This is a genomic window from Fulvimarina uroteuthidis (assembly GCF_034321785.1).
GTDB classification, from domain to species: domain Bacteria; phylum Pseudomonadota; class Alphaproteobacteria; order Rhizobiales; family Rhizobiaceae; genus Fulvimarina; species Fulvimarina uroteuthidis.
The window spans coordinates 78,278-90,437 of sequence record NZ_JAXLPB010000003.1 but is presented as its reverse complement, the minus strand read 5'-3'; the positions used below and the strand labels follow the sequence as shown (position 1 = coordinate 90,437).

Genomic DNA, 12,160 nt, shown 5'->3' with positions numbered 1-12,160 from the left:
TCCTTATTCCGCCGCTTCGAGATGGGCTTGGCTCGCAAGCTTCGAACATTCGGCCATCACCTTGGAGGCCCGCGCGATCGGGTTCGTCAAGTAGAAATCGGATACATTCGAGCGAAGCTGCATGGATGCCAATCGTTCGGCCCTGTCCGCAAGGGTCGTGATCGCGTTCGCATCGGCCGCTTCGATCGCATCCGATCGCATGAAGGGGTGCTCGGCGTAAAGCTCCCGGCGCAACTGCAGGAGCGAATCGAACGGCAACTGCCGGCCGATCACGGCGGACAGGGCACGAACCACCGCCCAGTCCTCGCGCGCATCGCCCGGAGGGAAAGCCGCGCGGCTGGCGACCTGTGCCCGGCCCTCGAGATTGACATAGGTGCCGGACTTTTCCGTATAGGCCGCCGTCGGCAGGATGACGTCGGCGCGCGACGCGCCCCGGTCCCCGTGGCTGCCCATGTAGACGACGAACGGCGCATCGGAGATCTCGATTTCGTCGGCGCCCAGATTGAACAGGACGTCGACCGCGCCGCCGGCCATTTCGGCCGCCGTCGCGCCGCCTTCACCGGGCACGAAGCCGATATCGAGTCCGCCGACGCGCGAGGCGGCCGTCTGGAGCACGTTGAAGCCGTTCCAGCCCTCGCTGACCGCGCCGATCTCGCGGGCGAGCGCTGCGGCGGACGCCAGAACGGACGCGCCGTTCTCGCCGCCAAGCGCCCCCTGCCCGACGATCACCATCGGACGCGCGGCATTCCGGAGGGCCGCGAAGAACCCCTCGCTCGCGCCTTCGATGTCGGACAAGGTGTCCGTGCCGGCGCCGAGATAGGTGTAATCGTAGCGAAGATCGACATTTTCGCCGATCACGCCGATGGGGAATCCTTCCATCCGCCAGCGCTTGCGGATCCGCGTATTGAGGATCGAGGCCTCGAAGCGCGGATTGGCGCCGATGATCAGCAGGGCGTCGGCCTCCTCGATCCCGGCGATCGTCGTGTTGAAGATGTAGGATGCCCGGCCGTCGGCGGGATGATTGATCGATCCGTCCTGGCGGCAGTCGAGATTGGACGAACCGATCTCGCCCATCAGGCGCTTCAGCGCCCACATGTCCTCGACCGCGGCCAGATCACCCGCGATCGCACCGATCCGGGACGCGTGCGTGCCGTCGAGCTTCGCCTTGATCGCGGCGAACGCTTCCGCCCAGCTGGCCGGCTGCAGGCGGCCGTCCTTGCGGACATAGGGCTTGTCGAGACGCTGGACGCGCAATCCGTCCCAGACGAAGCGCGTCTTGTCCGAGATCCACTCCTCGTTCACCTCTTCGTTCGTGCGCGGCAGGATGCGCATGACCTCGCGGCCCCGCGTATCGACACGAATGCCCGACCCGACGGCGTCCATGACGTCGATCGTCTCGGTCTTGGTCAGCTCCCACGGGCGCGCCTGGAAGGCGTAGGGGCGCGAGGTCAGCGCGCCGACCGGGCAAAGGTCGATGACGTTGCCCTGGAGCTCGGAGGTCATCGCCTGCTCGAGATAGGTGGTGATCTCCGCATCCTCGCCGCGGCCGACGAGGCCGAGTTCGGAGATGCCGGCGATCTCCGTCGTGAAGCGGACGCAGCGCGTGCAATGGATGCAGCGGGTCATGATCGTCTTCACGAGCGGGCCGATATATTTGTCCTCGACGGCGCGCTTGTTCTCGACATAGCGGGACGAGTCGACGCCATAGGCCATCGCCTGGTCCTGAAGATCGCACTCGCCGCCCTGGTCGCAGATCGGGCAATCCAGCGGATGGTTGATCAGGAGGAACTCCATCACCCCTTCGCGCGCCTTCTTGACCATCGGCGTGGTGGTGAAGACTTCCGGCAGTTCGCCGTTCGGGCCGGGGCGCAGATCCTTCACGCCCATGGCGCAGGAGGCTGCGGGCTTGGGCGGCCCGCCCTTCACCTCGACGAGGCACATGCGGCAGTTGCCGGCGATCGAAAGCCGCTCGTGGAAACAGAAGCGCGGAATTTCCGCGCCGGCTTCCTCGCACGCCTGAAGCAGCGTGTAGTGATCGGGAACATCGACCTCGCGGCCATCGACCTTGAGCTGTGTCATCGTCTCAAACCTTCTCTTCCAACCGGCCGACGCGCTCTTCAAGCGCTTTCAGCTTCTGGGTCACCGTGTCGTGGCGAACATTGGCATGCACGGCGACCCCCGCGACCGTGTAGAGGGTTTCGTGAATCTCTTCGAGCCTTTGATTGACGTCATCGAAATGCCGATCGACCCCATCAAAGCGCCTGTCATGATCGTCGAGCTTCGAACGGATATCACGGAGCATCTGCAGGATCAGATTATCGGGTTCATCGGCCATTCCAGATCCTCCTCATCCGCAGCGCTGACTTTGCCAAAGCTTCACATGTGGCAGGTGCGCCCATGTGAATGCCTCATCCGAATCACCCTCTGCCTGAAGCAGATCAAGCTTCGCTTTCGCTTCCAGCAAAGATGGCCGATGGCCTTCCGGCACCCACCACATGACGAAATGATGCGCCGTCATCGTCTCGAACCATTCGTTCTTGCGATTGTAGAATCGCTTGTGAACCGTGTTCCAAACGAAATGCTCGAGCTGCTCGACGCTTTCCCAGACGGTGAGATTGGCTGCAGCGCCCGGCCAAGGCGTCTGCTGCGCGAAGGCATGTCCGCTCTCATCCTTGTTGATCCAGACGAAACCCGGCATCTTCGACGCCATCGTGTTGATCCGAACCAGATTGTCGACAAAATCCGCCATCCGCGCGTCGTCGAGCGGATATTTCGGATAAGCGATATTCAGTTCGGCCAGATGCATCAACCCTACTCCGCCGCGACCAGATGCGGCCGGTCGAGATCGGCATTGCGCGAGAAATCGTCGATCCGGCGCTCGATCTCGGGACGGAAGTGGCGCATCAGGCCCTGGATCGGCCAGGCCGCCGCGTCGCCGAGCGCACAGATCGTGTGACCTTCCACCTGCTTCGTCACCTGAAGCAGCATGTCGATCTCGCTCTTCTTCGCGTTGCCGACGGCCATGCGCTCCATCACCCGCCACATCCATCCGGTGCCCTCGCGGCACGGCGTGCACTGGCCGCAGCTCTCATGCTTGTAGAAGTAGGAGATGCGCGCGATCGCCTTCACGATGTCGGTCGACTTGTCCATCACGATGACCGCGGCAGTGCCGAGGGACGTCTTGATCTCCTTCAGCCCGTCGAAATCCATCGGCGTATCGATGATGTCGCGTCCGGGCACCAGAGGCACGGAGGAGCCGCCGGGGATGACGGCGAGGAGATTGTCCCAGCCGCCGCGAATGCCGCCGCAATGCTTCTCGATCAGCTCGCGGAACGTGACGCCCATCGCCTCCTCGACGGTGCAGGGCTGCTCCACATGGCCGGAGATGCAGAACAGCTTGGTGCCGGTGTTGCCCTGGCGGCCGATGCCGGAGAACCAGCCGCCGCCGCGCCGCAGGATCGTCGGGGCGACCGCGATCGATTCGACATTGTTGACCGTCGTCGGGCAACCGTAGAGGCCGACATTGGCCGGGAACGGCGGCTTCAGGCGCGGCTGGCCCTTCTTGCCCTCGAGGCTTTCCAGGAGCGCGGTCTCTTCGCCGCAGATATAGGCGCCGGCCCCGTGATGGACGACGATGTCGAAGTCCCAGCCGCATTTGTTGTCGGTGCCCAGAAGGCCGGCCTCGTAGCACTCGTCCACCGCCCGCTGCAGCGCTTCGCGCTCGCGGATATATTCGCCGCGAATATAGATGTAGGCGGTGTGCGCGCCCATGGCGAAGCCGGCGATCACGCAGCCTTCCAGGAGCGTGAACGGGTCGTTGCGCATGATCTCGCGATCCTTGCACGTGCCGGGTTCGGACTCGTCGGCATTGATGACGAGATAATGCGGACGCCCGGTGCTCTCCTTCGGCATGAAGGACCATTTCAGACCGGTGGGAAAGCCCGCGCCGCCGCGCCCGCGAAGGCCGGAGGCCTTCATTTCGTTGATGATCCAGTCGCGGCCCTTGCCGATGATCTCGTCGGTGCCGTCGAAATGGCCGCGCTTCATGGCACCCTTGAGGCTCTTGTCGCGCAAACCATAGATATTGGTGAAGATGCGGTCCTTGTCCTGCAGCATGCGTCCGCTCCTTCTTTATGAATCCGACGATGGGCCGATGTCGCTTCCGACATCGGCGCGCGCCTTGGCCTGATCGACCCACTGGTCGCGAACCGCGCGCCCCCGGAAGTTAAGGTAGTTGTCGACCCAGATCATCTCTTCGCGGCGCCATGCCGCGATCTGCGAGTAATGGAAGACGCCCAGCTCGTTGAGCTTCTTCTCGGTGACCGGGCCGATGCCCTTGATCGTCTTCAGATCGTCCGGGCCGCCATCCTTCGGCGCATCGAGCAGACCGTCCGGCTTCGCGCCCTCGCCGAGCGGCTCGCCGGACGCCTGGGCTTCGGACTGGGCCGAGGCCTCGTCCGACGTCTCGAACGTATCGTCGCGCACGGGGCCGGCGCTTTCGTCGGACGTTCCGGTCCGCTCGCCCTCGAAGGACCGGCCGTCGGCATTCAGAAGATCGGCGGATTCGCCGCCTGCCGCCGCACCTTGATCGCCGACGCCATTCTCGTCCTTGACCATCCGCGAGTCCGGCACGACGGCATCGAGAGCCGCCGCTTCCTCGATATGGGTTCTGCCCGAGACATTCGGCGCCGCATTCGGATCGTCCGCCGAGACCTGACCGGATTCGACCGCGTCGCGCTCGCCCTGATCGGTTCCGCCTTCGCGCGCGCCGCCCTCTTCTCCCGAACCCGGCCGGTGGGCTTTCGAAACGAGATCGTCGCTGACGTCGGATTCGTCCGACTGCGCGGACGCGGCCTCATCCGGTTTTCCGGGCGCTGAGATCGTCGGATCGGTATAGCTCGATTCGGTATCGGGACGCCCCGCCTCGGAGGGCGGCGTCGAGATCTGCGATCCGGCGCCCGATCCCTGGTCGGCGGCGCCGTTGGCCGGCCCGTGGGAGCCTTCGCGCTGCTTGTCCGCGATGAGGTCGTCATAGTCGCCGGTCAGCGTCGTCAGGCCGCCGATCGGCACCGATTCATGGCGTCCGTTCTGGGGCCCGGTCTTCACCGAGGCGCCGTTGCCGGCCTCGAATTCGTCGATGATCTCTTCCAGCCGTTCAGGCGTCAGATCCTCGTAGGCGTCCTTGAAGATCATGACCATGGGTGCATTGACGCACGCACCTTGGCACTCGACCTCTTCCCACGACAAGGTGCCGGCCTCGTTCCGGTGGAACGGCTCGGCATGGATCTTCTTCTTGCAGACCGCCTTCAGATCCTCGGCCCCGCGCAGCATGCAGGGCGTCGTGCCGCAGACCTGCACATGGGCGCGCGTGCCGATCGGCTGCAGCATGAACTGGGTGTAGAAGGTCGCGACCTCGAGGACGCGGATCAGCGGCATGGACAACCGGTCGGCCACATGCTCGATCGCGGCCTTGGTCACCCAGCCCTCCTGGTCCTGCGCCCGCATCAGGAGCGGGATCACCGCCGACTGCTGGCGACCTTCGGGATATTTGCGGATGGTCGCTTCCGCCCAGGCGGCGTTCTCGGTCGTGAACGCGAAACTCTGGGGCTGCAGGCCATCATCGGCAAGACGTCGAACGGACATCGGACCTCGATCTCAAGAACCATTACAATACGTGCGGTTTGGCCGGGTTCTATCACAGGAACACCAAAAGGCCAGCGCCTCAATGGCCACTTATTGCTCTGCGGCAAACCGCGCGACGGCTGCGACCTAGCCCTCGTCCGGAAGGTCGTTGAAAAACTCCGCGATGGCGAGGGAAATCCCGGGTGGGTCGAGAGCGATCGTCGTCTCCTCGCCGAGAATCCGAGTGCGAATCTCGCCCTCCACGCTCGATCTGGAATGAAGAAGAACCCGTCGGTCCGAGGCCATTACAATCAGGTAATGCTGAATCGAGGGAACCTGAAAATAATCGATCAGCTTGCGATGCAGATCAATGCGTCGCGTCGACGGTGACAGCACCTCGACGACGACGACCGGGCACGATGCATAAAGATCGTCCCGAGCCATCGGGGCACAATTGATCATCGCGTCCGGCTCGCGCACCTGATCGTCCGAAACGCGAATGGAAAACCCATCGGCGATCGAACGACATCCGGTTCGCCCTGCCCGGCGCAACGCGTCGCGAAAACTCAGCGCGACATTGGTTTTCGTGATCGCATGCCCGGCGTTTTCCGCCTGCATGCGCAGCAAGGTTCCATCCAGGAGCTCATACCGCTCCCCGTCGGCAAGTCCCCGCGACCAGACAAGAAATTCGTCCGCCGTCATCTTGTCCGTAGGGGTCGGAGACTGTCGCATGCGTCGATCTTAGCACCGGTTTCGAGATGGAAAAGGGTGTCGGACCTTACCGGTCCACCTCGCCGAACACGATGTCGAGCGTGCCGAGAATGGCCGAGACGTCGGCCAGGAGATGCCCCTTGCACATCACGTCCATCGCCTGGAGATGCGCAAAGCCGGGTGCCTTGATCTTGCAGCGATGGGGCTTGTTGGTGCCGTCGGCGACGAGATAGACGCCGAACTCGCCCTTCGGCGCCTCGACCGCCGCGTAGACCTCGCCCTCGGGCAGGTGGAAGCCCTCGGTATAGAGCTTGAAATGATGGATCAGCGCTTCCATCGAGCGCTTCATCTGCGGGCGCTTGGGCGGCACGACCTTGCCCATCGGGGCGGAGATCGGGCCTGCACCCTCAATGCCCGAAAGCCGCTCGATGCACTGCTTCATGATGCGGACGGATTCGCGCATCTCGACCATGCGGATGAGATAGCGATCGTAGCAGTCGCCGTTCTTTCCGATGGGAATGTCGAATTCCATCTCGTCATAGCATTCGTAGGGCTGCGCCTTGCGCAGGTCCCAGGCGGCGCCCGAGCCGCGCACCATCACGCCGGAAAAGCCCATCGCCCACGCATCGTCGAGATCGACGACGCCGATATCGACATTGCGCTGCTTGAAGATGCGGTTGTCGGTCAGAAGCTCTTCCAGATCGTCGCAGACCTTGAGGAACGGATCGCACCATGCGGCGATATCGTCGATCAGTTTCGCGTCGAGATCCTGATGGACGCCACCGGGCCGGAAATAGCTGGCATGGAGACGGGCGCCCGACGCACGCTCATAGAACACCATGAGCTTCTCGCGCTCCTCAAAGCCCCAGAGCGGCGGGGTCAGCGCGCCGACGTCCATGGCCTGGGTCGTGACGTTGAGGAGATGGGAGAGAATACGGCCGATCTCGCAGAACAGGACGCGAATCAACTGGCCGCGCCGGGGCACCGTCACGTCCGCCAGGCGTTCGATCGCGAGGCAGAAGGCATGCTCCTGATTCATCGGCGCGACATAGTCGAGGCGATCGAAATAGGGGATCGCCTGCAGATAGGTCTTGTGCTCGATCAGCTTCTCGGTGCCGCGGTGCAGAAGGCCGATATGCGGATCGACCCGCTCGACGATTTCGCCGTCGAGCTCCAGCACGAGGCGCAGCACGCCATGGGCGGCAGGATGCTGCGGGCCGAAATTGATGTTGAAATTGCGAACGTCGATTTCAGCCATGGGGCCTCTCCTCGTCGGACGCGAACTGCGCAAGGAACTGCGCGCCCGTCAGCGTCTTCGTGTCATTGGCGAGTTCATACCAGCCGGGCTTGGAATCGATGAAGATCTGCTCGGCGAGGTGCGCGTCGGTAATATCGCTGCAGGCCATCGCGGAAATGCCGTACATCGAGGCGTCCTTCAGACGGAAGAAGAGCGAGGATCCGCAATTCCTGCAGAACCCGCGCTCGCCCCAACCGGACGATTCGTAGAGGCCGAGATAGTCGGTGCCGGCGATCGTCACGTCCCGCGCGCCCTCGAGCGCCATGAAGGGCCCGCCGCACCAGCGCCGGCAGACGTCGCAATGGCAGACGGCGATCGTCAGGCTCTCCACGTCAGCGTCGATCCTGACCCCGCCGCAGAGGCATTTCGCATGGATCCGTCTGGCTGCCATCACATCACCTCGGTCAGTTCCGGGCCTTCTCGTCGCCCGGCAGGGCGTATTCCGTTCCCTCCCAGGGCGACAGGAAGTCGAAATTGCGGAACTCCTGCCGCAGGTCCACCGGCTCGTAGATGACCTGCTTGCGCTCTTCGTCGTAGCGGACCTCGACGAAGCCCGTCAGCGGAAAGTCCTTGCGCAGCGGATAGCCCTCGAAACCGTAATCGGTCAGGATCCGCCGAAGGTCCGGGTGGCCGGTGAAGAGAATGCCGTAGAGATCGTAGGCCTCGCGCTCGAACCAGTCGGCCGCGGGAAAGACATCGCACACCGACGGGATCGGATCGTCCTCGGCGGTCGCCGTCTTCACGCGCACGCGGCAGTTCTGGCGCGGCGACAGAAGGTGGTAGACGACCTCGAAGCGCTTCTCGCGCTGCGGAAAGTCGACGCCGCACAGGTCGACGAAGCTGATGAACTGCATCTTCGGATCGTCGCGCAACGCGGTCAGGACCTTGACGACATTGTTCGGCGCAACGACGAGGGTCAGTTCGCCATATCGGAAGAAATGCGACTCGATCCGGTCTTCGAGCGTCTCGACGATCGCGTCACGCACGTCGGAGCTGATCTGCTCATGGGTCACTGGCAGGCCTCCTATCGCTCGATCGTGCCGGTGCGGCGGATCTTCTTTTGAAGAAGCAGCACGCCGTAAAGCAGCGCCTCTGCGCTCGGCGGGCAGCCCGGCACGTAGATATCGACCGGCACCACCCGGTCGCAGCCGCGGACCACGCTGTAGGAATAGTGATAATAGCCGCCGCCATTCGCGCAGGAGCCCATGGAGATCACGTAGCGTGGCTCCGGCATCTGGTCGTAGACCTTGCGCAGCGCGGGCGCCATCTTGTTGGTCAGTGTGCCGGCGACGATCATCACGTCCGACTGGCGCGGCGAGGCCCGGGGCGCGAACCCGAAACGCTCGGCGTCGTAGCGGGGCATCGACATCTGCATCATCTCGACGGCGCAGCAGGCCAGGCCGAACGTCATCCACATCAAGGAGCCGTTGCGGGCCCACTGGATGAGATCGTCGGTTGAGGTGACGAGGAAACCCTTGTCGGCCAGCTCGTCATTGATCGACGTGACGAAGGGGTCGGGCGCAGCTTTCACCGAGCCGGGTCCGCCTGCACTCGCCACATCCGTCGATGGCGCATGAAGCCGGTTGCCGTCGGGTCCGAGGATCACTCCCATTCGAGAGCTCCTTTCTTCCATTCATAGATAAAGCCGATGGTCAGCACGCCGAGAAAGAACATCATCGACCAGAGGCCGAACCAACCGATTTCGCCGAAGCTCGCCGCCCAGGGGAACAGGAACGCGACTTCCAGATCGAAGATAATGAACAGGATCGCGACAAGGTAGAAGCGGACGTCGAATTTCATGCGCGAATCGTCGAAGGCGTCGAACCCGCATTCGTAGGCCGAAAGCTTTTCGTCGTCCGGAGCCCTGAAGGCGAGGAGAAAGGGGGCGACCAGCAGCGCCAATCCCAGCGCGAGGCAGATACCGACGAAGATGACGATCGGCAGATAGGAGGTCAGAAGGTCTTCCATCGAAATGACAGGTCCTCGATCGTAGACTTGAAAGAGCCGGGACCGGCTGGCCCGCGTCTTCGTGATGTGCCCGGACATGAGTCCGCGGCACGAGGGATCGGGCCAGGACAGATGAAGCCGCAATCCGCCGCGCCGAGGTCAAACCGGGCTGCGTTCAAAAACACCTAGCCCCTCCCCTGACATGGTGCAAGCGGGGGAGCGCAGTCAGAAGGACGCGCGGCAGCATTCGCGTGAAATGGGGATCGCCGAGCACCGATGACAAGACGCGGCGATGCCGCACCCGTCGCATACTTCGGTCCAAAAAAAGGGGAAAAGCGCCATTTCGCAAACCGTCGGAACCGGTTTGAAACGAAATGGCGCGAGTGACGGGGCTCGAACCCGCGACCTCCGGCGTGACAGGCCGGCACTCTAACCAACTGAGCTACACCCGCGTTTTTCTCGCTGCCGTGGCGGCGATGGGCGTCATCTACGGGGTCGCCCGATTCAAGTCAACCGGGTTTTTCTCGGAATAACCGGAACGGTGGAAATTTCTCCGAGCGTCCCCCAAACCGCTGTTTGGCGGCCCTTTGCGCGAGGCGGCCCGCGGGACGGCCAGGGCCGAGATGACAAATGGACGACGAACGGGGCGAATGCCCGTTGCGAGCCAATGCCTGTCGCCACGGGACGCATCGACGGCAAGGCGATGCGCGACGGCTCGACATGACGGGAGACGCGGTCACGCCCCTCGACCGGCTCCGGCCCTGCCTGTCAATGGCCGGGCCGTCCGTCGCGCCGCAGCGTGCGGCGACCGGTTCGACGGCGCAAGCCGGCTTGTACCGCGACGGCACATAAGGTATGGCGTGCCCGTCCGCGCGGACACCCTTGGAGGCAGCGCGGAGATCAGCGGTCTGCTTTGCGGCACGCCGCTTTTCGTCGTTTCCGGATGCCACTGCACCGGCCTCGACCACCTCATCAGTTAAAGGACGATACCATGCATACAACCTTCGAGGTTAAGGCCGAGAAGCGCGAAAAGGTCGGCAAGGGGGCCGCCAGAGCTTTGCGCCGCAACGCCATGATTCCCGCCGTGATCTACGGCGACAAGAAAGACCCCCTGCCGATCGCGCTCCCCTACAAGGAAACGTTCCTTGCGCTCCATGCCGGCGGGTTCATGACCAATATCGCGACGATCACCGTCGACGGCGAGAAGATCAGCGTTCTGCCGCGCGACTTCCAGCTCGATCCGGTTCGCGATTTTCTCGAGCATGTCGACTTCCTGCGCGTTTCGAAGAACACGCGCGTTACGGTCGAAATTCCGGTCCACTTCGAAAACGAAGAGGCGTCCCCGGGGCTCAAGCGCGGCGGTGTCCTGAACATCGTGCGCCATGCGGTCGAGGTTCACTGCCCGGCCAGCAGCATCCCCGAGGCGTTCACGATCGATCTGACCGGCACCGAGATCGGCGATACGCTCGCCGCCTCGAAGGTCTCGCTGCCGAGCGGCGTCGAGTTCACGATCACCGACCGCGACTTCGCGATCGCGACGATCGCGACCCCGGCAGCCCTGCGCTCGGAAGAGGACGAACAGTCCGAAGGCGAGGCTCCGGAGGATGGCGAGGTCACCGAGACCAAGGTCATCAACCAGAAGGACGACAATGTCGAAGGCGAGACCAAAGCCGGCGAGGAATAATCCAGCCTGCTTCGCATGACATTCGCATGATCTTCCAGCGGCCGGGTCTCGATCCGGCCGCTTTCGTATCCGACGTGTTGAAAGAGGAACCCGTCCGATGATCCTCATCGCAGGCCTCGGCAATCCCGGTCAGAAATATGCGGGGAACCGGCACAATATCGGTTTCATGGCGGTGGACGAGATCGCGCGCGATCCCGCCTTCGGCCCCTGGTCGAAGAAGTTTTCCGGCGAGGTCTGCGAAGGCACGATCGCGGGCGAGAAGGTTTTGCTCCTGAAGCCCCTCACCTTCATGAACGATTCGGGACGCTCGATCGGCGAAGCGGCCCGCTTCTTCAAGATCGACCCGAAGGATGTCGTCGTGATCCACGACGAGCTGGACCTTGATCCCGGCCGCGTGAAGGTGAAGACCGGCGGCGGCAATGGCGGACACAACGGCCTTCGTTCGACCGATGCCCATCTCGGCACGCGCGACTACAGGCGCATGCGCTTGGGGATCGGCCATCCCGGCCGCAAGGAGGCGGTGACGGCGCACGTTCTCGGCGACTTCGCCAAGGTCGATCGCGAATGGCTGGACCCGCTGATCGAGGCGGTCGCCGGAAATATCGCGCTTCTGGCCAAGGGTGACGATGCGGGCTTCATGAACAGGCTTTCGGGAACGGCGGGCGCCGGCGCGAAGCCGCAGAAGCCGCAGGCCGCCGGACCGGACAAGCCCGCCAAACCCCGGAGCCACATTCGCCAGGCCCGCGGCGGCACCGGCGGCCCGAGCGTCGAGATTCCCGAAAAAGGTCCGATGGCCGACATGCTGAGACGCCTGTTCGGCAAGGGCGACTGAGGATCGGATCGCGGGCTGTTCCTGTCATGGACACGCCCGATCGTCGAAACCTTTCTACCCGAAAGAG

Annotated in this window: 13 protein-coding genes and 1 tRNA gene; 2 read left to right on the top strand and 12 right to left on the bottom strand. The window is 63.5% G+C overall.

Going from position 1 to position 12,160, the window contains the following annotated elements; genetic code table 11:
• Positions 1 to 3: 3 nt before the first annotated feature.
• The 12 genes from nuoG to U0C82_RS10055 form a co-directional block, all read right to left on the bottom strand.
• Entirely contained in the window at positions 4 to 2,079 is a 2,076-nt protein-coding gene (nuoG, locus tag U0C82_RS10110; RefSeq protein ID WP_322186989.1) for an NADH-quinone oxidoreductase subunit NuoG, read from the bottom strand.
• A 4-nt stretch (positions 2,080 to 2,083) separates the two neighbouring features.
• On the bottom strand, positions 2,084 to 2,335 hold the full coding sequence (locus tag U0C82_RS10105; protein ID WP_322186988.1) for a hypothetical protein: 252 nt from the start codon (positions 2,333 to 2,335) through the stop codon (positions 2,084 to 2,086).
• A 12-nt stretch (positions 2,336 to 2,347) separates the two neighbouring features.
• On the bottom strand, positions 2,348 to 2,806 hold the full coding sequence (locus U0C82_RS10100) for a DUF3291 domain-containing protein (RefSeq protein WP_322186987.1): 459 nt from the start codon (positions 2,804 to 2,806) through the stop codon (positions 2,348 to 2,350).
• A 5-nt stretch (positions 2,807 to 2,811) separates the two neighbouring features.
• The gene (nuoF, locus tag U0C82_RS10095; protein WP_322186986.1) at positions 2,812 to 4,116 is read right to left on the bottom strand and encodes an NADH-quinone oxidoreductase subunit NuoF; all 1,305 of its coding nucleotides are present in this window, start codon (positions 4,114 to 4,116) and stop codon (positions 2,812 to 2,814) included.
• A gap of 15 nt (positions 4,117 to 4,131) precedes the next feature.
• Entirely contained in the window at positions 4,132 to 5,643 is a 1,512-nt protein-coding gene (nuoE, locus tag U0C82_RS10090; RefSeq protein ID WP_322186985.1) for an NADH-quinone oxidoreductase subunit NuoE, read from the bottom strand.
• Positions 5,644 to 5,769: 126 nt separating this feature from the next.
• Positions 5,770 to 6,354, bottom strand: a complete 585-nt coding sequence (locus U0C82_RS10085; protein WP_322186984.1) for a Uma2 family endonuclease — start codon at positions 6,352 to 6,354, stop codon at positions 5,770 to 5,772.
• A gap of 46 nt (positions 6,355 to 6,400) precedes the next feature.
• Entirely contained in the window at positions 6,401 to 7,591 is a 1,191-nt protein-coding gene (locus U0C82_RS10080) for an NADH-quinone oxidoreductase subunit D (RefSeq protein ID WP_322186982.1), read from the bottom strand.
• The gene (locus tag U0C82_RS10075; protein WP_322186981.1) at positions 7,584 to 8,021 is read right to left on the bottom strand and encodes a GFA family protein; all 438 of its coding nucleotides are present in this window, start codon (positions 8,019 to 8,021) and stop codon (positions 7,584 to 7,586) included. Before U0C82_RS10075 ends, U0C82_RS10080 begins: the two co-directional genes overlap by 8 nt.
• Before the next feature lie 13 nt (positions 8,022 to 8,034).
• Positions 8,035 to 8,616 carry an NADH-quinone oxidoreductase subunit C gene (locus tag U0C82_RS10070; RefSeq protein WP_322187414.1) on the bottom strand — a complete coding sequence of 194 codons (582 nt, stop codon included), beginning with the start codon at positions 8,614 to 8,616 and terminating at the stop codon, positions 8,035 to 8,037.
• 38 nt (positions 8,617 to 8,654) lie between these two features.
• Entirely contained in the window at positions 8,655 to 9,242 is a 588-nt protein-coding gene (locus tag U0C82_RS10065; RefSeq protein ID WP_322186980.1) for a NuoB/complex I 20 kDa subunit family protein, read from the bottom strand.
• The gene (locus U0C82_RS10060; RefSeq protein ID WP_322186979.1) at positions 9,233 to 9,598 is read right to left on the bottom strand and encodes an NADH-quinone oxidoreductase subunit A; all 366 of its coding nucleotides are present in this window, start codon (positions 9,596 to 9,598) and stop codon (positions 9,233 to 9,235) included. The genes U0C82_RS10065 and U0C82_RS10060 overlap by 10 nt, the downstream gene beginning before the upstream one ends.
• Before the next feature lie 354 nt (positions 9,599 to 9,952).
• Positions 9,953 to 10,029, bottom strand: a tRNA-Asp gene (locus U0C82_RS10055).
• Between the two features lie 539 nt (positions 10,030 to 10,568).
• Here U0C82_RS10055 and U0C82_RS10050 point away from each other — a divergent pair.
• Both U0C82_RS10050 and pth read left to right on the top strand, forming a co-directional pair.
• The gene (locus U0C82_RS10050) at positions 10,569 to 11,261 is read left to right on the top strand and encodes a 50S ribosomal protein L25/general stress protein Ctc (RefSeq protein WP_322186978.1); all 693 of its coding nucleotides are present in this window, start codon (positions 10,569 to 10,571) and stop codon (positions 11,259 to 11,261) included.
• 97 nt (positions 11,262 to 11,358) lie between these two features.
• Complete coding sequence (pth, locus tag U0C82_RS10045; RefSeq protein ID WP_322186977.1) at positions 11,359 to 12,093, top strand: aminoacyl-tRNA hydrolase; 735 nt, start codon at positions 11,359 to 11,361, stop codon at positions 12,091 to 12,093.
• The last annotated feature ends 67 nt before the right edge of the window (positions 12,094 to 12,160 follow it).